The organism is Geobacillus sp. FSL W8-0026, assembly GCF_037966255.1.
Classification (GTDB): Bacteria; Bacillota; Bacilli; order Bacillales; family Anoxybacillaceae; genus Geobacillus; species Geobacillus icigianus.
Window position 1 is genome coordinate 1,282,856 of record NZ_CP150194.1, and the last position, 20,233, is coordinate 1,303,088.

The following is a 20,233-nucleotide window of genomic DNA, read 5'->3' on the forward strand; positions in this document are numbered from 1 at the left end:
TTCAGCAAAAGATGTACTTCAAAGAGAATCATGAAATGAAAAAAATACCAAAATCCTCTTTCTTTGTCAAGTGTAATTTGAAAATCCTTTTGATTTTTTTATTTACAATAAACACCATTTTAAAGCGATTTAAAAGGAGTGTTTTGAATGCAATATATATACTTGCTTATTTTACCGATCTGTAGATGAGCATTTTTCATTACAGTAATTTCCATTCCCTAAGAGACAAACAGGGGACCCCTTAGGCGACATGGAGCTGTTTTTTGATCACATCAATGGGAATATCTTGTTTTGCGGCGTCATCGATGAACTCAACGACGCTGTGTCCTTTCCGAGAACGAAGAAGCTCCAGGCCGGAAGAGAGGTCTTGTTGAGATTCCGCGATGCTGTATACGCAGGCGAACAGCACCACTGCCCAATACCGTTTCACCGCCCGAATGTGACGAACACGGTATCCATCGAGCTTCAGCTGGTCTTTGGCCTGCCGGAAAAAGCATTCGATCGTCCAGCGCTGGGCATAGTAACGCAAGATCTCTTCATCGCCTAGCTCCCGGTCGGTGCTCAAGACAACATGGAGATGATCTGGCGTCATCGGTTCATCCGCCTTCCAAGCCAGCAGCACCACCGCATCCTCGAGGCCATGGATCGCTCCCTCGTAGCGATACACGCGGTAACGCTCCTTCCCCACCGTGACGAGGCGGGTGTCGTTGGGCTCGATATAGCGGGCGAACTTCTTCGCTTGAATGGCGATGCCTTTCGGATAGAGAATCCGGTTCGTCTTGAGCATGGCGATGACATGGAATCCTTGTTTCAGGCAGGCTTCGATGAGCGCTTGGGACGGATACCACGAATCCATGAGCACATACACCGGCTGAGCCCGTTTCCCCTTGAGCGAGGAAAGCATCTCGATCGCTAGGTCGATCTTGCTTCTTCCCGCCGTCTTGTCATACAGACGAAAGGCGAACGGGAACGCTTGCGAGAAAGTATGCACCATCAGCCAAACGAGCGAATGCCCCCAAACGGATTGATGATCTTTGTGCGAGTAGTGCCAATCACACCCTTGAATGGCGCGGGCAGCCCGTGACGAAGGCTTCGTTTTTTGGCAAATCGTATCATCAATCGAAACAAAAAGGGGTTGATTCTCCCGTTTGGCTAGGCGTTCGATCTGGCGAAGAATCCATTCTTGAAGCTTCTCAAGCAGTTTTTCCTCGTTCCAAGGGCTTTTCGTGAAAAAATGGCTGAGCGTGGTTCGATGGTTGGGATGAAAACTCCAGTACCGGACATCCGTCAATGTCCCCGAAAATCCCTTGGTAGTCAAGGCGTCGACAAGGTAAACGAGATGCTTGATGACCGGCTTCGAGAAATAAAGCGCCAATCCCAACGTCATGAAAAACTTGTGGATTCCTTGATGATGTGCTAATCTATTCATGAGACATGAACCTCCTTGTGTGAATGGGTTTGAGCACATCTATTTTACTCAAGGAGTTGGGTTCATGTCTCCTTTTTTGTTTAGTTGTCAATTTATGTTAGCGAATTTGCTCATCTACAGTCTTTTACAAAACTACTTGTTCATCCGATAATTTGTTTCTGTACTTTCTTATATCGGAATTTATCATCCAAAAATTTGAAAATATTAAGAGTATCCCTGCTAAAATCAAGACAGCTCTCAACCCTAATATATCACTCACTAAGCCTCCAACCATTGAACCAAGGGGTATCATTCCCCATGTTATCATCATCATTGCACCACTTATTTCTCCCCTTATATGAGAAGGGAGTATAATTTGTTGAACTGTCATTCTCGCAATACTACCTATACTCCTCGCAGCATAACAGAAAATTATACCTGTTATAAAAACAAATATTCCTGCTTTTCCATAAGAAAATCCCATAAAAAGCAGACCAAAACTCGGTATGATAGGACCAAAAATCATAACTGACAGCACATCAAATTTTTTTATCAATCTTGGGGTAATAAAAGACCCTAATAACGCTCCGATTCCTCCTAAGGACAAAATTATACCAGTTAAAGATTCACTAAGCTTCAAATCCTTAATTAAAAAAATGATAGCAATTGCTCCGGACATTGACATTGAAAAATTAATAGTACTGGTAGTAAGAACTATGGTCTTTAAGATATTGTTTTTTAAGATATATTTTATATTCTTTATTATGTTTAATTTTCTTGTGCGTTCTATTGTTACCTTATTTGGATTTTTAATACCTAACATTAGAATCGAGCTTATTAATAATGCGCATGAAATAAATAACATTGTCAACTCTTCTCCAAAAATCCCTATAATTACTCCACCTAATGCTGGACCTAATAAATTCGCACTCGATCTAGAAAATTGGAGTAAGCTGTTAATTCCTGCCAATTCCTCCTTACTATAAATATCGGGAATCCATGCTGTTAAAGTAGTTTCTATAATTACTATGACTAACCCTACTAAAAAAATTATTAAAAAATAATTTAACTCAGTTAAATTTGAAGATAATGCTAAATATGCAAACATACCAAATAGAAGAGATTTAATAAATAGAAAAGTTACCATCATATATTTTCTATTCCACGAATCGGCTATTAAACCTGCTATATAACCAAATATCAAAAATCCAATTGATGATAAAGAAATAGCAAAACCAATAGATGAGTTATTTAAATTTAATATATTGATACCTAAAATAGGGATTAAAATCATTAATATTTCTGTAGATAGAAGTCTTAATATTTCTGCGATTCCTATTTGAAAATTTTTTGATAAATTTTTCATTGTTAAAAACCTCGTTAAAAAACATCAATTAAGCTATTTTCTACAACTCTGTCCGGATGTATCTTATTGAAGAAATCTTCTATATCTTTCAATATCATTTTTTCATCCACATCATACTCATTTAAAACAGTTTTTGCTATCTCTTCTTTAGAATATCCTTTAAATGCTAAATTAAAGAATAATAGCCCCACATCATCTTCTAAAATATGATATACATCGTTTTCACAATTATGGATCATTCTTATTTCTTCCCAAATTCTATAGTGTCTTGCGATCCAAGTAGGAGAATTTTCTTTTGCCTCTTCCAGTATTTTATATGGTTGTTTCGCTTCTTCTAAATATAATTTTATAGATTCCCTATTAAGCAATGAATCTAAATAGTTGTTGACTTCGTTACTTGTAACCTTTATATTCCATCCTCGAATTTGTTGAGCAATTGGCGCAAACATTGCATCAGCTAAAGAGAAGTCTCCAAATAAAAATTCCCCTGTCCAACCTTTTGCTTTTTTTCGGAATAAAGTATTTTCTAATAATTTTAAAGTCTCTTTTAACTGTTCTAAAGCGTCATTAGGTATTTCTTTTTGATTATTTTTTCTAAATGAGTTAGCATAAGACATTCCACTCATTAATGGTAATAAATCAGCATGAATATGGCTACTAAAAACTCGAATATCACTTCTCTTTACGATATCATCACTCAAAAGGCTAGGATAATCTTTGAAATTTTCTTCCAAATACTCAGATATAGCTAAAACATCACAAATTACAGCACCTGTTTCGGAATCTATCAAAATAGGTACTCTTGGTAAATGCTCTACAATACTATTCTTTATTAACTGTGTATCATCAATGTGCAATAGTTGAGTTATTTGACATCCACAACCAGATGCAGGTTCTTTAGGCAAGTCATAATGGTCCTTATCTTTGATTGGAATTATTCCATTTTCAGTAAATTTAATAGGCCAATCGAGTTCAGCAATAACTTCCCTATAAGGTATTTTTCTCTCTCTTAGAATAATAGATGCTCTCATAGACCAAGAGGAAAATTGTTTATCCCCTATAATTAACGTCAACATAAAATTCAACCTCCCTAAATCATTAAACTGAACATTGCTGCTTTGCAGGTGAAGAAGGTTCAAAAAAGTAAGGTAAATGACATCCACCTCTACAACTATATAACTCACTACACCCCATACATGTATTACGCGGTGTAAGTACCTCGGAAACTTTATTTGTCATTTTATTCCATATGTTTTTTATTCCGTCTGTCGTTACATCACCAAAATATACATTGCTATGAGGACAATGCCTTAACTTACCATTAAAAGATATACTTCCCCAAACCAAACCAGCTTCACAGTGCCCTGATAATTGTCGTTTTCTTAAAGGTAAGGTCGGATCATCAGCACTTAGAGGAGAATCCTCTATTGAAGTGCACATTTTTTGACCACATGGCCAAGCAACTACTAAATCATCATATTGTTTTTGTAATTCATCAATCTGTTTCATTAGTGGTAGCATATTTTCAATGGGCACGCCATATTTATCATCATTTTTCCCGGTTGGTACATACCTCATAACACTAAAATACCTAGCTCCTCTATCATACGCATCTTTCATTACATCAATTGCACTGTTAAAATTCTCTTTTACTAAAGTCAGCTCTACAACAACTTCAATTCCTGTCTTTACAAGAGTTTCAATCGCACTGACTGCTTTCTGATAAGCCATCTTATGTCCAGTCAACAAATTATGTAATATCTTATCGCCATGTAAAGAAATTAAAACAGTGCCCACATTGTATTTTTTAAAACGTTCTGCACGTTCAGGTGTTATAAAATGGCCATTTGTAAACACTACTTGATAAAGCCCTAAACTCCCCCCATATTCAAGAATTTCCTCTATATCAGGATGCAATAAAGTTTCTCCTCCACTATATCGCACTATGAAACAACCGTTTTCATTACATTCATCTAGAATCTTAAAGACTGTTTCTTTTGGAAGATGCTTTTGTGGTAACATTTTTATTTTCTTTTGAATATCCTCATCACTAAGATCAGGATCAATTTTCCATACATTGTAGCAGAATCCGCAATTCCAATTGCATAACGAAGTTACCTCAATTTCAATACGAAGAGGGAATTCTAGTAATTTATTATGTTTTTTTTCAATGTCCCATTCCCATACTTTTTCTTTATATTCACCAATATTTGATATAAATACAAATATATCCTCTATTAACTCCTCTTCTTGAACATCATACTCTTGTAAAATGTAATTTTTGATATAGTTAATATCATGATTTTGACTAATTAAGGATAATATTAACACACCTATGTCTCTATCTACTCTGTGAATGATACCAGTATTACTTTCAAACAACAGTCCTAGATCTTCCCTAAACTTCATTTTTTTTATCTTTTCTATATATGGTATTAAACTTTCTAAGTTTTGGCTCATAATATCCTCCTTTACTATTGCAAATTAAGGGGAGGACAACTAAGTTGACCTCCCCCTATTAAATTAGTTGCACTGTAAAGATGGTCCTTTTGCTGATTTAACAGTTGGACGTTTGTATTCTTTTTTTGCTTTTGCCATTATTCTCCCCTCCTTTAGATTGTATGTATATAAATAAGCGCTTAGCGCTTATTTATATCCTTCTTTACCCCTTGAGTTTTTGTGTATTTAAAAAAGTTATAATATTTTGATTAGATTATAATATATAAATTTATTTAATTCAAGTATATTTTTGGTTCATTATCAAAAGTCGGGAGTGACAAATTTCCCTCCCCGTTTCTAGGAGTCCGGTGATTTATTCGTGGATACGGCTTTGCCATCTCATTTCTTAACTATATAAATTGAAATAAAGGTTTTCTCCCGTTCCACAGCGAATAAAATAAAAGAGAAAATAGGAGAACGGAGAGAAAATACGATGCCAAATCACAAAGACGAGATCGAAAAGTTGTCCACTGCCATGAAAGAAGCGAAAAGTAAACGAGCATATGAACGCTACCAAGCCATTTATCTTCATTTGAAGGGATACAAAAAAGGAGAAATCGCAACGATTATTGGTCGATCCAAGAAAACGATTTATAACTATATCCATGCCTACGCCCAGCGCGGTCTTGATGGCTTGGAGATGAAATACTCACCTGGCTCCCCACGTCGATTGAGTCCTGATGAGGAAAAAGAGCTGGCTTGGATTATTGAACATCAGCTCCCCGTAGATGTGGGATTCGAAGCAAAATATAACTGGACGCTTGCGATCATCGCTGAACTCATTCAACAAAAGTGGGGACCAGCATACACGCCTCGTGGAACAAGCAACATTCTGCATCGGTTAGGGCTAAGCTATACGAAACCCACCTATACACTAGCCAATGCCGATGAAGAGAAACAAAAAGAATTCGTCGAAATCACCTTCCCTGAAGTAAAAAAAACTGTTAGATGGGAACATCGCCCATGTCCTCTTTCAAGATGAATCGATGATTCGTGATGACCAAGCGATTCAAAAAACATGGTTTGTCAAAGGAAAACAACGAATCATTCCGACGTTTGGAAAACATCAAGGGCTGAAGCTGATTGGCACGTTGAACTACGAAACAGGGGATGTATTTTGCATCGAAGAAGAACGCTATGACGCAGAAACATTTCTTCGGTTTCTTCAACTTGTGTTAGAACGCTATCCGACAGGCAAAATGGTAATGATTTTAGATCACGCTCGAATTCACCATGCCAAACTCATTCAGCCTTTTTTAAAAGAACACGAAGATCGGTTAGAGCTCGTCTTTTTGCCACCATACAGTCCGCAATTGAATTTGATTGAAGGGTTATGGAAATGGCTGAAATCAGACGTGATTTACAACGTGTTCTATTCGACTGTGCAAGAAACTAGAAAGAATGTCCAAGCCTTTATTCAGAGAATCAACCAGAAACCAGAACAAACGGTCGATCGTTTGTGTGTTCAGTTGTAAATCTTTAATTCAACTTATATAGAAAAACCTTGTTGCATTGGTCCTGCTTTTCACGCGCTCCCCCATCGATGAAGGGAATTAGCGGTTTTTCACCGGACTTCTAGAAGACTGGTGATTTAATCCTAGATACGGCTTTGCAATGTCACTTCTCAACTAGAAAAACCTTGGTGTATCGACTCTGCTTTTCACATGTTCTCCCATTGATGAAGGGACTCAGCCGTTTTTCACCAGCCTTCTAGGAGACCGGTGATTTAGTGCAAAATACCGCTGAGTTCCACACATTTCTCAAGTAGAGAAACTTTGCAGAATCAGCTTTCTTTTCTGAATGAACATGCCGCTGATTGGTGTGTGCCAGCGGTTTTTGGGGCTGACCCAAAACGGGAATGCGTTTTGGGATCAGCCCCCACTTTTTTGCCTCAAATATAGAAGAATCGCCCTTTTTTCTGGTAGAATAGAGTCACCAAAACCACTACCACCGAAAGAAGGGCGATTCTTTTATGAAACATGATCATGTTTCCTTTAAAGAGTATACCATGGACAGCCTCTCTTTGCCAAGCAACATCGCCGATCTCATTCCGCGGGATAACATGGCCCACGTGGTTCATGAGATGGTTGAACGCATCCCGATGGAGACGTTTCTTCCTTACTACAAAGGAAGGGGGCACCTCCATAGCCATCAAGTGAAGCCTTGGAGCGAGTAGCTCCAAGGCTTCACTCTATATCTTTGGAGGCTGTGACCGTGGGAATATGGAAAGATAGGCATGCCAAATACACCATAGCCATCAAGTTAAGAAAACAGGAATAAATCTATGCCTCATTTGACCATCCTTTTGAAGACTTCATCATGTCTTAGAAAGGGTGGTTTTTTTTGAAGACGTCCTTATCTCTCCAAGAGGAATGGCATTGTTTTTTAGAGGGATTACGAAGCGTGTTATCGTGCGAAGAGCTGGAACAGATGGCCCGAGATCATCGATTTATTCAACGAAAGGGGAAGTTGCGCGCCCATGACTTCGTGGCACTTTGCACATTTCTCCAGGAAGAAGGTGGTCAAAAATCATTGGTGCAGCTCTGCAGTGCTCTAGCTCTTAAGCAAAACACCTCTCTGAGTGCGGAAGGGCTCAATCAACGGTTTAACGAAAAAGCAGTGAGTTTCCTCAAAGCGGTGTTCGAAAAACTGCTGATTCATCAGACGCAGGAGGCCCGTCACGTGTGTCAAAGACATTCGCTGTTTCGCCGGATTCGCATTCTCGATTCCACGTCGTTTCAACTGCCTCCTGAGATCCAAGGGATTTACGAGGGATGTGCGGGGGCTGGGGTGAAAATTCAGTTAGAATATGAATGGCTAGAAGGGAAGTTTCTCCATGTGGACGTTGGGGATGCTCGTCATCATGACGCCGCCTACGGAGCGTCCCTTCGATCGACCATTCAAGAAGGAGACCTTTGTTTGAAAGACTTGGGCTATTTTTCTCTTGAGGGATTGCAAGCGATTCATGATGCCGGAGCCTTTTACATTTCGCGGCTCAAACACAATGTAGGGATTTACCAAAAAGAAGGGGATCCATTTCGAAAATGGGAACCAGAGGATTTCCTTGCGATGCTGCAACCCGGAGAAACCATAGAACTGGAAGATGTGTATGTCAGTGGAAAGAACGTTCATCAACCGCGACTCATTGTGTATCGACTGACCGAAAAACAGGAACAACAGAAGGAAGGACAATGGAAACAGAAGGCCAAACAAAAAGGGGCCGCGTACGTGACGCGACGTCCCCACCCAATATATGTATATATCACCAATATTCCAGCGATTGATACCTCCTTGCATGACATTCATACGCTGTATTCTCTTCGCTGGCAAATTGAGGTGATAGTTAAAACATGGAAATCCCTGTTTCACATTCATCGATTCAAACGGATGAAAGGGACTGGCTTTCAGTGCCACTTGTATGGAACGTTGATTGCCTTATTGATCATCTCTACGGTCATGTTTGCCATGCGGGAATGGCTCTATCGAAAACAGAAAAAGGAATTGAGCGAATAGAAGGCGATGAGTATGATCAAGGAGTGGGGGATGGATTGATTTCAAGCCTTATGGTGTTCTGAGGCGCTAGCTGCCCAGCTCCTTTCTAAACTCTGTAACATAATCGCTCAACACGGAAAAAAATCAAGGCGTTATACAAAAAAGAGCGCTTTAGACATGATCGAGAGTTTGGTCATCATGCCGTTGCCGTAAGAAATTCCCATCTTATACCATAAAAAAACCTTCTATAGGGAAGGGGTATTTGGCCATACCCGTCAAGTTTAGCGGTATAAAATTTTTAAGACGATACTCGTGTTCATCCCCCCAGTGAATGATGGGGATCACATCCATTATTGGGCATGCCAAATAACCCTCGAGAAGAGGGGTGTTTGGAATTTATATCCATATCTAGCTCTACCATATCCCTAATTTCGTTAAGATATCCGATGCCGTTTCTTTCCCTTTCCTTCGATCTTTCTTGGCATGTTTTCGCAACAGGGAAAGGAGAGAGGAAAGGTTGATTTCCGCCATAGGCGAACGTAAAAGCAACCGGTGCCAATACGATTGGAGAAGATCGAGTGCTTTCCGTTCACTGATTTGAATGTCTTCCTTTTGATGCCAATACATCCGAGCGTGAAACAGAAACGTCTGGGTGACCAAAATGGCAATCAACGTCCCGTATAAATGGCATTCGAAACGTTCTTTCTTCATCTTCTTGACTTTCTCCAAATCAAATACAGATTTCCAGGCTTTAAACAACCATTCAATTTGCCAGCGCAGGGAATAGAGCTCATAAACCTGTTGACCATCAAACGACTCTTGTGGTAAATTCGTCAGTAAGATGTGGTATTTCTTTTGTTCGAGGGTTTGGCGTGTCAGCGCCTTCCCTTTTCTTTTTTCCTTTTTTTGCACATACGCCATCCGTTTTTGCCATTCTTCCGCCGTCAGACGGCGGAAAATCAACCGTGGAACATACAAGCGCTCATGGCCGATGTATACGTGTTCCACTTCGATCGCCTCTCCTTCTCCTAATGGATGGCCCATAGACTCCCAATCCCATTCCTTCCACTGGCCATTCTCCTTGATATACACTTTCATATCGGAACGGAGCCGAGTAATAGAATACGCTCCGCGGGCGTCGATCTCGGCCAGGGCGGCAACGGAGAAAAAGCCCAAATCCCGAATACATAGGTCATTCGGTAAAATCGTGTGCTGGACGTGATAGGCAAAACGGGCGTCCGAGTCATTAGCCGATTGAACGCCTAGATGAAGGCAGGTGCCGGATAACAAGTCATATTCAAACTGAATTTTCGCTCCCGGCGAAACGGAACCTTGATCCTCCTCCCCGTAGTCGGCGGGAACCAAAAAACTGGTCGAGTCCAAGATCCGCAAGCGAGTAAAACACGTCCGGTAGGTTTGGATCGTGAACCAAAGCAACGGACGTTGATGCAAGAGAAGAAGGAAAAACACTTCTCGCAAAAACGCCACGGCCCGATCGGTAAAACGCTGATTCAAGCCTTCGCTTGAAAGGGAACAGCCATGCCAGAGCGTCAAGGCCGCACACAACCGCTGAAGCGACTGTTTGGCCAGTGAGCCATCTCCCCATGCACAGAGAGTCAGAAAGGCTTCCGCCGTTAACGAACGCTGCCGCCGGATCAATCCTGTTTTCCGTGCGAGACGGGTTAATTCTTCGGGAGAAAAGAGTTGACGAATGGTTTGAATCCATGCTTGCATTTGTTTTTCCGTGAAAATCCCCACCACTGGGTGAGTGCTGTATACGCTCCTGATCCGTGCGGGTATACTGAAAATGGCCAAAGAAGGCAATAGGAAAGCAGAGGTGCCCGATTTTCGGACATCTCGTATGATCTGGCTGCCTGTTGGCTATACTAGATAAGTTGTGGTTGGCGGAACGACTCTTTGCGGGAGATCATGCAAAAGATGATCACCAACATTCGTCGAGCCGTGGCGATGAGGGCTTTTTTCTTCCCGCATCGGGCCGCCAACGACCAAAATTTTCGGGACAAGGGATGTGTCTTGGATCGAGCTGCTGACCATGCCGCCTCGCATAACGCTGATCGAAGATGGGGATTGCCTTTAGTCGTACGCGTGCTCTTTCGCTTTCCGGCGCTTTCATGGTTGCCGGGGGACAACCCCGTCCATGAAGCCACCCGTTCCGGCGTTTCAAAGACGCTCATGTCGGTTCCCATCTCGGCGATGATGACGGCGGCGGTTTGTTTTTTGATTCCAGGCATGGTCATCAGTAAGTCCACTTCCTCCCGATACGGCTCGAGCAGGCGGTCGATGTGCTGGTCGACTTCTTCGATTAACTGCTCCAATTCCTCCACGTGTTTCCACAAGAGGCGAAGGAGACGGAGCTCGTGTTCGGTCAAGGTGCCCAGCAGCGAATCATACACCGCCTGCTTTTTCGTTTTGAGCCTGCCGCGCAGGCATTGATCCAGCTCGTCCTTGTCCACGTATCCCTTCTCGAGCAGCCGGGCAAGGATGTTTCGTCCGGAAACGCCGAAGAGATCCGAGAGGACGGAGCCCAGTTTGACATTGGAAGACTCCAGCACTTTTTGAATCCGGTTTTTCTCTGAACTCAACTGTCCGACCCACTTTTTGCGGAGGCGGGTAAAATCCCGCAATTCGCGAATATCCGCTGGGGGGACGAAACTTTTTTCAATGAGTCCATGGCGGAGCAGCTTGGCGATCCACTCGGCGTCAGAGACATCGGTTTTTCTTCCCGGGACATTTTTGATCCGCTGCGGATTGGCCAGTGTCAAGTCGACATAGCCCTCGAGGAAGGCAAAGACCGGTTTCCAATACACGCCGGTGGATTCCATGGCGACATGGGTAACGCCATGTTCTTCGAGCCACTCAAGCAGGTCGCCAAGTCCTTTCGAGAACGTGGAGAAGGTTTGAATGTCCTTTTGAATGTGTCCATCTTCTTCCCATAGCGCGCAGGCGACGATGGTTTCGGCATGAACATCCAATCCTGCGCAGCGAGGATAGATGACATCCATGATGAAAATCCTCCTTTTCGATGATCGAGTGCGCAAACAGCGAATCCACGGGAGAAATGCGGCAGTTTTCCGTTCGTCGTCACCTTTCCTCTATCACAGGAAAGGGCGGACAATGGGTGGTGCACCCAGTGGATTCAAACACTTTTCCGTACAGGGTCTAAGCCACCATTAAGCATAACGTCCTGTTGAACTGTTTGCGCCTATTCTTCATTATGGGAAGAAAAGGGGGATTTTCATCCCTGGGTGGAGGGCAAAACGTTGCCCATGGATCTTTTCCGTGAAAATGCCGCACTGGCGCGGATTTTCATCCCCGGGTGGAGGGCAAACCATTGCCCATGGATCTTTTCCATGAAAAAAATCCTTTCTAACGTAGAGTGTTCGTTAGAAAGGATACCATGTTTTTGACGATGCACAAAGACCAAAATTCTTAACTTGATGGGTATGGTCTATGCCCCATTAATTCACCGGCCTTTTAAAGAGTAAAAGTATAACTTTAAAACTCACATTTCGCACCCTCTCGACAAAAATCGGAAGGATTTTTTTATCTTCCTGTCGAATAAAACCTTGAAACACAAGGAAAGCAAAGGAGTTTGCCCATCATGGACGTTCGAATTCAGGCCATTTATGAAAGTTCTTATTTGAATAGAATAAGCACCCTGTTCAAAGATCTTGACCTTCCTCAGCTGATTGATCATCTCGTTCCCGTGGATCCGCAATGCCAAACTCGAGCCAGCGATATCGTCAAGCTAATCGTTCTGGATATCTTGAGCGGCCGGCAAGCGCTCGTTCATTGGGAACAATGGGCGCATGACATCGATTGGCCGAAGCGGATTCGGCCAGGGCTGGAGCCGTCTTGGTTCAACGACGATGCCATCGCGCGTCATTGGGATCGCCTGTATGAGGCGAATATCCATCAAGTCCTTTCGTCTTGCCTCGTGCAGATCGACAAGAAAGAAGGCCTCTCTCTTCGCGTCTTCCACGCCGATACGACGGACAAGACCGTTTACGGCGCGTATGAATCGGTCTCGTCAGAGGCCCTGCAGATCACACATGGCTACAACCGGCACCATCGTTGGCAAAAACCAATCGGTTTCGGGCTGATCGGCAACGAAGACGGCATCCCGTTTTACGGCGATGTGCACGACGGCAACGTGCCGGACAAAACGTGGAATCCTGAGGTGCTCTCCCGTGTCCATGAACAGCTGAAGCAAGCCAAGATCGGAGACGAATGGATTTACGTGGCGGATTCCGCTGCGATGACGAAAGAGACCTTGGCGCAAACGAAGGCCGCCAACGCCTTTTTGATCACGCGGGGTCCTCCGTCGCTTCGGATCGTCAAACAGGCATTGTCGGAGGCCGATTCGCCTCCTATCCCGTGGAACGACCCCTTTACGCTGGCGGAGAAAAACGGTGCCACGTATCGGGTATGGGAAACGGCCTCCACTTATGAAGGCCATCCCGTTCGGCTGATCGTCGTCGAATCGAGCGCGCTCGACCAGCGAAAAGGAAAGACGCTCGACAAAGAGCGGACCAAAGAAGCGGAGCTTCTTCGCGAGGAACAAGCCCGCTGGGAACGCCACCCCTTCTCTTGCCGGGCAGACGCCGAACAAGCCTTGGCCTCCCTCAAGGCGTCCCTTCGTCCCCAGTTTCATCGGGTGGAAGCCGCAATCGAAGAGATCGTACGCCCGAAAAAACGGCGCGGACGACCGAAAAAAGGGGCGGAACCCGAGATGGAGACGCTGTATTTCGTGCGTCTTGGCGCCGAATTCGACCCCAACGCTTGGGAACAGGCGAGACGGAAAGCGTCCCGGTTTGTCCTCATTACGACCGTTCCGAAGGAATGGAAGGGTCAACCGATGGAGGCAAAAGAAATCTTGAAGTTGTATAAAGGCCAAATCTACGTGGAGATGAACTTCTCTTTCTTGAAAGACCCGTTCTTTACGGATGAGATTTACGTCAAAAAACCAGAACGGGTCGCAGTATTGGGTTATTTGTTTCTGTTGGCCTTGGCCATTTACCGCGTCTTCCAGTGCCGGGTGCGTCAGCTCATTACCCCGGAACGCCCATGAAAGGGCGCGGGAGGCCGGAAACTGACCCGACCCACCGGACAGGCAATTTTTCAGTTGTTCCGGTATGTGAACGTCGTCCTACTGGAGCTGCCGGATGGGCACATCCAACGCGCGTTAGGGAAACCGCTCACCCTTGATCAGCGAAGGATCCTGCAGGGATTGGGCATGGATGAGAACATTTACGTGTAACGTCATACGGAACGACTAGAGATGGTAAAAAAAGGATTGCCATTGCTCGTTGTGTTGGTCGAAATGGTATTCTAAAAAACGAAATAAAAAATCCTTTCTTTCTACCCTGTTAGGGTGCGAAATGTGAGTTAAAAAATAAAAAAACCTAAATAAATATTAGGAGGGGAATATATTGGTAAAAAAAAATCTATATTAATGCATTTGAAATGAATTGTGTAGGTCATATCGCTCATGGGCTTTGGAGGCATCCTGAAAATCAGAGGCACCGTTATACAGATTTAAATTATTGGGTAGAACTTGCACAATTATTAGAAAATGGGAAATTCGATGCTTTATTTTTAGCTGATGTAGTTGGGATTTATGATGTCTATAAACAAAGTAGGGATACTGCGGTTCGTGAAGCTGTTCAAATTCCTGTAAATGATCCCTTTATGCTTGTTTCAGCGATGGCCTATGTAACAAAACATCTAGCATTCGCTGTTACATTCTCAACAACCTATGAGCATCCATATGGCCACGCAAGACGTATGTCAACACTGGATCACTTGACAAAAGGTAGAATTGCTTGGAATGTTGTAACTTCGCATCTCCCGAGTGCTGATAAGAACTTTGGTATTAAAAAAATACTTGAACATGATGAGCGTTACGATATGGCAGATGAATATCTAGAAGTGTGTTATAAACTATGGGAAGGGAGTTGGGAGGATAATGCAGTAATTCGAGATATAGACAATAATATATATACTGTTCCGAGCAAAGTACACAAAATAAATCACTCAGGAAAATATTTCGAAGTTCCCGGTCCCCATTTATGCGAACCCTCTCCTCAGCGTACGCCAGTCATTTATCAAGCAGGTATGTCCGAACGGGGACGCGAATTTGCGGCAAAACATGCAGAATGTGTATTCTTAGGTGGAAAAGATGTAGAGACTCTAAAATTTTTTGTCGACGACATAAGAAAAAGAGCCAAAAAGTATGGACGTAATCCAGATCATATTAAAATGTTTGCTGGAATATGTGTAATTGTTGGAAAAACACATGAAGAAGCAATGGAAAAATTAAATTCTTTCCAAAAATATTGGAGCCTAGAAGGGCATTTAGCACATTATGGAGGTGGAACAGGATACGATTTATCTAAATATAGTTCTAATGATTATATAGGTAGCTTATCTGTTGGAGAAATTATTAATAATATGAGTAAACTCGATGGTAAATGGTTTAAATTATCTGTAGGTACTCCAAAAAAAGTTGCTGACGAAATGCAATATTTAGTTGAGGAAGCAGGTATTGATGGATTTAATCTAGTACAATATATATCACCAGGTACTTTTGTTGACTTTATTGAACTAGTAGTTCCTGAATTACAGAAACGAGGTCTATACCGAGTAGATTATGACGAAGGAACCTATAGAGAAAAATTGTTCGGTAAAGGAAATTATCGATTACCGGATGATCATATTGCTGCACGATATCGAAATATTTCTTCAAATGTATAAAAGCTACCCGTGGTGCTAGTTGAGCGCTAGCGCTCAACTAGCACCACGGGTATATATTTACTTATTTTACCGATAATAGGTGTTTTATGGTTTTTAAATTTGGTGAGCTTTTTAAAGAATTTGTACAGAAATGAAAGCACACATAATCAAACAATGATCGGGGCTTTATTAACCTTTCTCTTTGTCTTTCTATATATGTACGGGTTTTTAGGGACACATTAATATTCAATCATCCTCCTGTACTAAAAAGATGGGACCGCCTCCACTTATTGGCTAATGCCGGTGGAAGTGGGGGATTCTTATTTCCTTTGCAAACAAAATACTGTCGATGATCCCTTCTTTCATGCCTTTGTCCTTTGGATCCCGCCTGGCGTTCAAACAATCCGTCTTGTACTCATTGAGCCAACTCTTCCATTCCGTTTCATCCCTTTTGAAGGAACGAAACCATATTTCCCTGTTTTTCTTCTTTTTAACGCTTCCCCCATCGCCATCGGTTGGCGGTGGGGGTTTTTGCATGGCGCGATTTCAAACTTCTTTCACAAATGTGAGGTATAATGAGGGCAGAAACGAACGTGCGGAGGAGAAAAACGAGATGAAACGAGCGAGCGTGTGGATGCTGTTAGGTTGCTTCTTTCTGCTAAGCGGCTGTGCCCATCCGTCGTTTCCCCCGGTGGCTGATTCGCTTTCCGTCGTCATCAGCCTCGATGTCAAAGGGGAAACGGTCACCTTTTTGAACGCGAAACATGGCGGCAAGGTCGCCCGTTGGAACATCAACGAACCGTTTCAAGGCGGGGCGTTGAGCGCGGACGGCCGGACGCTGCTTTTGTACGGGCGGGATCTTGACGGCGTTTACCGGTACGACCTTGCGACTGGGAAGCCGCTCGCCCAGTGGAAAACGGGGAGCGGCATTGTGAGTGCTGCTCCATCCCCGGATGGCCGCACGTGGTTTTTTGGCGACAGCGAACATCACGCGGTGCGCGTTGTGAGCCGGGACGGGGAAGAGATCGCCCGCCTTTCGGTCGGACGCTCTCCGATGACGTTGCTTGTCAATCGCGCTGGAACGAGGTTGTATGTGATCGATTTTCAAGACGAACGGGCGAGGGTCATCGATGTGGACCGCCGCCGCGTCATCCGTTCGTTTGCCGTGCCGAAGTTCGCTTTAGGCGGAGTGGTGCGCGAGAAGCAAGGGGAGCTGTGGGTCGGCGGGCACGGCAGCGGAAGCCGTGTGGAAACGAATATTCATGTTTACTCGCTGCAAGACGGCCGCTTGCTTCGGACGATCGCCGCGCCGGTCATGCCGGTCGATTTTGTTGAAACGGATCGCGGCGTGTTTGTGCTATGCCATGGCTCGAACACGGTTTATCGGGTTTTGCCAAGTGGGAAGCGGCTTGACTCTGTCTCGGTCGGCGCCAACCCGTTTGCCATGGAAGCGGCAGGAGGTCGTTTGTATATCGCGAGCTATGACAGCGATGAAATGATCGTGGTCGATGAAGCGACGCTGCGGCCGCTTGCCCGCTGGAAGACGGGCGACGGCCCGCTGCAGCTGCTCATTCGGGAGGGACGAACATGAGCGAACGAACCGTTTTGATCGTCGATGATGAAGAAGAAATGCGTCTATTGGTCAGCATGTATTTAGAAAACGCCGGCTTTCGCTGCTTGGAAGCGGAAGACGGGGAGGAGGCGCTGGCGCTGCTTTCCCAACATTCGGTCGATGCCGTACTATTGGACATTATGATGCCCAAACAGGACGGATTCGCCGTCTGCGCCCGCATCCGCGAGCAGTCGGACGTGCCGATTTTGTTTTTGACTGCGCTCGGCGAAGAATGGGATAAAGTGAAAGGGTTCAAGCTAGGCGGCGATGATTACATCGTCAAACCGTTCAGCCCGGGAGAGCTCATCGCCCGTCTCGAGGCGGTGCTGCGCCGGGTGCGGCGCGGGCGCGAGAACGATGGGCGGTTGCAGTTTGGCGACCTCGTTATTGACGAAAAAGGACGAACCGTGACCGTTGGCAGCGAACCGGTGAAATTGACGTTGAAAGAGTTTGAGCTGTTGCTGTTTTTGGCGAAACACCGCGGGCAAGCGTTCAGCCGCGATGACTTGCTCGTCCATGTGTGGGGGTATGATTACACCGGAAACGCCCGCACCGTTGACACTCATGTGAAAACATTGCGCATGAAGATGAAAGACGCCGGCCGCCACATCCAAACCGTCTGGGGCATCGGCTACAAATTTGAGGGATGAGAAATGAAACGGCTCCGCTTAGGGCAAAAAGTATGGCTGGCGATCGGCGCCGCGGTCGTGGTGACGCTGGCGTTTTCCTTTGGCCTTTTGAATTATTTTTACCGGACGGTGTACATGAAAGAAGTCGAGCGGACGTTGATCGCGGAAGGGACGAGCCTCGCCCGCGACTATCGGGGCGGGGCGATCGCTCGGGAATACCGCCGGCAAATCGAATGGTATGATGAAAAATCGACGGCCACCATCCTATTGATCGACAACCCGCGCGAACTGAGCGCCTGTTTTCCGTTTCCGGTCCACTATGACGCGTTAGTCAGCGGCCGCGACCGGGAAACGCTGCTAGCCGGGAAGCCGGTTGTCAAAACCGGCTACGAAAAGCGGTTTGGCCGCCGCGTGATGGCGGTCGCCGTTCCGCTTCTTGATGACAAGCGGCTTATGGGAGCGATTTATTTGTATATGCCGCTCGCCGACGTCCAAGCAGCAACGAAACAGGCAGCCGCCGCGTTTTGGCCGTTGGCCGCCGTATTCGCCGCCGCGCTTTTGGTTGTCGGCCGACGGATGGTGCGGCAACTGGTCGAGCCGTTGCAGGCGATGGAACGGGCTGCTGAGCGCATGGCGGAAGGGCGCTACGAAGCGGGCATCCCCGTGCGGAGTGATGATGAAATCGGCCGCTTGGCGAAGGCGTTCAACCAAATGGCCGACGCCATTGCCAAAGAAGACGAGCAAAAGCGCGAGTTTTTAGCGAACGTCTCGCATGAATTGCGCACGCCGCTCAGCTATATGAAAGGGTACAGCGAAGCGCTTCTCGCTGGTTTTGCGAAGACGAAGGAAGAAGAAAAGGCGTATCTTCGCCTCATCCACCGCGAAACGGAACGGATGGAGCGGCTTGTTGGCGATTTGCTCGATTTGGCGCGCCTTGAAGGGCAAAGCGTGCCGCTCGAGCGCGCGCCCGTGGCGTTCGCTCAAGTGATCGAAGATGTCATCGCCATGTACGAACCGATCGCCGCGCAAAAGCGGATCAAACTGTCATGCGATTTGGACTATGACGTCATCGTCAACGGCGACGCCGATCGGCTCGAACAAGTCGTGCGCAACTTGCTTGACAACGCCATCCGCTATACTCCGGAAGGCGGCGCGGTGACGGTGCGGCTTTCCCGCCTGTCGGAAGCAGAAGGAGAACTCGTGATCGAAGACACGGGAAAAGGCATCCCGAAAGACCAGCTCCCGCTTCTTGGCCAGCGCTTTTTCCGCGTCGACCGCGCCCGCACCCGCAAAGAAGGCGGCACCGGCTTAGGGCTGGCCATCGTCAAGCAAATCGTCGCCCTTCATGGCGGCGCCATTCAGTTCGACAGCGACCTCGGCCGCGGAACGACGGTATCTGTCCGCCTGCCGCTCGTTAGGGAAGGGGAAGAAACATACGTTCAAGACAAAGGAACGGATGGTGTATCATCAATATAAAAATTCGGAGGCAGGTGGAGGAAATGGGTTCAAGGGAAAAGGAACAGGCCCCGATGACCTACAAAGAGTATGCGACATGGCCGGAAGGAAAACGGTGCGAGGTGTTGGACGGGAATATCATCAGCATGGCGCCGTCGCCCACACCGGAACACCAATCGATTTCGCTCCAGCTTTCGATCGAATTCGGAATGTATTTCAGAGGGAAGGATTGTCGCGTGTTGGCCGCCCCGATCGATGTGTACCTTTTTGAAGATCATCGCAAGGGATGGATGGATGAAAACGTCCGAAATTGGGTATGTCCCGATCTTGTGGTCATCTGTGACAAAAACAAAATTCAAAAAAACCGCATTGTCGGTGCTCCAGATTTGGTCATCGAGATCTTGTCTCCCGCTACGGCCAAAATCGACCGGATGGACAAACGGATCGCGTACGAGCGGGCTGGGGTGAAGGAATATTGGATCGTTGACCCGGCGAATCAAGTCGTGGAAGTGTATTTGCGTGAGAAAACAGGGAAGTTCGAACTTCGCGGAGTGTACAGCCGCGATGACACCATTCCCGTTCATGGATGGGAGGATTTGTTCATCGATTTGCGAAACATTTTCGAATGAACAAATGGCCATTGACATCTTCGCTAGGCAGTATGTTGTCTAGAAGGCTAGTGAAAAACCGCTGTCGCACACCAATCGGCGGCATTTTCATTCAAAAAAGAAAGCTGGTTCTGCAAAGTTTCTCTAATTGAGAAATGGATGGAATCAGTAGCATTTTGCACGAAATCACCAGCCTCCTAGAAGGCTGGTGATTTACTCGTGGATACGGATTTACAATGTTATTTCTCAATTAGAAAAACCTTGTTCCATCGGTCCTGCTTTTCGCTCATTCCCCCATTGATGAAGGGAATCCGCCGTTTTTCCCCAGCCTTCTAGAAGCCCGGTGATTTAAAGAAGTATGCCGCTTACCAGCCTCGTTGCTCAAAGTAGAAAAGCCCTGTAGCATCG

At 45.4% G+C, this 20,233-nt stretch carries 13 protein-coding genes and 2 pseudogenes; 9 read left to right on the forward strand and 6 right to left on the reverse strand.

Annotation, left to right across the window (positions count from 1 at the left end; translation table 11 throughout):
* Positions 1-241: 241 nt before the first annotated feature.
* The 4 genes from NST29_RS06490 to NST29_RS06505 all read right to left on the reverse strand — a co-directional run bounded on the left by NST29_RS06490 (position 242) and on the right by NST29_RS06505 (position 5,234).
* A complete protein-coding gene (locus tag NST29_RS06490; RefSeq protein WP_339232838.1) occupies positions 242-1,429 on the reverse strand; it encodes an IS701 family transposase in 1,188 nt (395 codons plus the stop codon).
* A gap of 124 nt (positions 1,430-1,553) precedes the next feature.
* Complete coding sequence (locus tag NST29_RS06495; RefSeq protein ID WP_033844147.1) at positions 1,554-2,774, reverse strand: MFS transporter; 1,221 nt, start codon at positions 2,772-2,774, stop codon at positions 1,554-1,556.
* A 14-nt stretch (positions 2,775-2,788) separates the two neighbouring features.
* A complete protein-coding gene (locus tag NST29_RS06500) occupies positions 2,789-3,850 on the reverse strand; it encodes a hypothetical protein (protein WP_033844146.1) in 1,062 nt (353 codons plus the stop codon).
* A 22-nt stretch (positions 3,851-3,872) separates the two neighbouring features.
* Complete coding sequence (locus NST29_RS06505) at positions 3,873-5,234, reverse strand: radical SAM/SPASM domain-containing protein (protein WP_033844145.1); 1,362 nt, start codon at positions 5,232-5,234, stop codon at positions 3,873-3,875.
* Positions 5,235-5,706: 472 nt separating this feature from the next.
* On the opposite strand from NST29_RS06505, the gene NST29_RS06510 reads away from it, so the two are divergent.
* The 3 genes and pseudogenes from NST29_RS06510 (at position 5,707) to NST29_RS06520 (ending at position 8,978) form a co-directional block, all read left to right on the forward strand.
* A protein-coding gene (locus NST29_RS06510; protein ID WP_269320053.1) for an IS630 family transposase occupies positions 5,707-6,748 on the forward strand; the annotation gives its coding sequence in 2 pieces (ribosomal slippage) (positions 5,707-6,207 and positions 6,209-6,748; 1,041 coding nt in all).
* Between the two features lie 497 nt (positions 6,749-7,245).
* Positions 7,246-7,449 carry a hypothetical protein gene (locus tag NST29_RS06515; protein ID WP_081897232.1) on the forward strand — a complete coding sequence of 68 codons (204 nt, stop codon included), beginning with the start codon at positions 7,246-7,248 and terminating at the stop codon, positions 7,447-7,449.
* 167 nt (positions 7,450-7,616) lie between these two features.
* A pseudogene (locus NST29_RS06520) lies at positions 7,617-8,978 on the forward strand (IS4 family transposase).
* Positions 8,979-9,179: 201 nt separating this feature from the next.
* Here NST29_RS06520 and NST29_RS06525 read toward each other — a convergent pair.
* Entirely contained in the window at positions 9,180-10,499 is a 1,320-nt protein-coding gene (locus NST29_RS06525) for an IS4 family transposase (RefSeq protein ID WP_339232840.1), read from the reverse strand.
* Between the two features lie 152 nt (positions 10,500-10,651).
* A complete protein-coding gene (locus NST29_RS06530) occupies positions 10,652-11,788 on the reverse strand; it encodes an IS110 family transposase (RefSeq protein WP_033842531.1) in 1,137 nt (378 codons plus the stop codon).
* Positions 11,789-12,387: 599 nt separating this feature from the next.
* Between NST29_RS06530 and NST29_RS06535 the strand changes: the two are divergent.
* The 6 genes and pseudogenes from NST29_RS06535 to NST29_RS06560 all read left to right on the forward strand — a co-directional run bounded on the left by NST29_RS06535 (position 12,388) and on the right by NST29_RS06560 (position 19,846).
* Positions 12,388-14,046: pseudogene (locus NST29_RS06535) on the forward strand (IS1634 family transposase).
* A 206-nt stretch (positions 14,047-14,252) separates the two neighbouring features.
* On the forward strand, positions 14,253-15,542 hold the full coding sequence (locus NST29_RS06540) for an LLM class flavin-dependent oxidoreductase (RefSeq protein WP_339232841.1): 1,290 nt from the start codon (positions 14,253-14,255) through the stop codon (positions 15,540-15,542).
* 592 nt (positions 15,543-16,134) lie between these two features.
* A complete protein-coding gene (locus NST29_RS06545; RefSeq protein ID WP_033023607.1) occupies positions 16,135-17,112 on the forward strand; it encodes a YncE family protein in 978 nt (325 codons plus the stop codon).
* A complete protein-coding gene (locus NST29_RS06550; RefSeq protein WP_033023606.1) occupies positions 17,109-17,783 on the forward strand; it encodes a response regulator transcription factor in 675 nt (224 codons plus the stop codon). Before NST29_RS06545 ends, NST29_RS06550 begins: the two co-directional genes overlap by 4 nt.
* A 3-nt stretch (positions 17,784-17,786) precedes the next feature.
* The gene (locus NST29_RS06555; protein WP_051962712.1) at positions 17,787-19,238 is read left to right on the forward strand and encodes a HAMP domain-containing sensor histidine kinase; all 1,452 of its coding nucleotides are present in this window, start codon (positions 17,787-17,789) and stop codon (positions 19,236-19,238) included.
* Between the two features lie 23 nt (positions 19,239-19,261).
* Positions 19,262-19,846, forward strand: a complete 585-nt coding sequence (locus tag NST29_RS06560) for a Uma2 family endonuclease (RefSeq protein ID WP_033023604.1) — start codon at positions 19,262-19,264, stop codon at positions 19,844-19,846.
* Positions 19,847-20,233 lie beyond the last annotated feature (387 nt).

What these genes read in the sequence shown, in the direction of transcription:
- NST29_RS06490 (WP_339232838.1), bottom strand. Translation starts at nt 1,429, where the DNA reads ATGAATAGATTAGCACATCATCAAGGAATCCACAAGTTTTTCATGACG.
- NST29_RS06495 (WP_033844147.1), bottom strand. Translation starts at nt 2,774, where the DNA reads ATGAAAAATTTATCAAAAAATTTTCAAATAGGAATCGCAGAAATATTA.
- NST29_RS06500 (WP_033844146.1), bottom strand. Translation starts at nt 3,850, where the DNA reads ATGTTGACGTTAATTATAGGGGATAAACAATTTTCCTCTTGGTCTATG.
- NST29_RS06505 (WP_033844145.1), bottom strand. Translation starts at nt 5,234, where the DNA reads ATGAGCCAAAACTTAGAAAGTTTAATACCATATATAGAAAAGATAAAA.
- NST29_RS06515 (WP_081897232.1), top strand. Translation starts at nt 7,246, where the DNA reads ATGAAACATGATCATGTTTCCTTTAAAGAGTATACCATGGACAGCCTC.
- NST29_RS06525 (WP_339232840.1), bottom strand. Translation starts at nt 10,499, where the DNA reads ATGCAAGCATGGATTCAAACCATTCGTCAACTCTTTTCTCCCGAAGAA.
- NST29_RS06530 (WP_033842531.1), bottom strand. Translation starts at nt 11,788, where the DNA reads ATGGATGTCATCTATCCTCGCTGCGCAGGATTGGATGTTCATGCCGAA.
- NST29_RS06540 (WP_339232841.1), top strand. Translation starts at nt 14,253, where the DNA reads ATGAATTGTGTAGGTCATATCGCTCATGGGCTTTGGAGGCATCCTGAA.
- NST29_RS06545 (WP_033023607.1), top strand. Translation starts at nt 16,135, where the DNA reads ATGAAACGAGCGAGCGTGTGGATGCTGTTAGGTTGCTTCTTTCTGCTA.
- NST29_RS06550 (WP_033023606.1), top strand. Translation starts at nt 17,109, where the DNA reads ATGAGCGAACGAACCGTTTTGATCGTCGATGATGAAGAAGAAATGCGT.
- NST29_RS06555 (WP_051962712.1), top strand. Translation starts at nt 17,787, where the DNA reads ATGAAACGGCTCCGCTTAGGGCAAAAAGTATGGCTGGCGATCGGCGCC.
- NST29_RS06560 (WP_033023604.1), top strand. Translation starts at nt 19,262, where the DNA reads ATGGGTTCAAGGGAAAAGGAACAGGCCCCGATGACCTACAAAGAGTAT.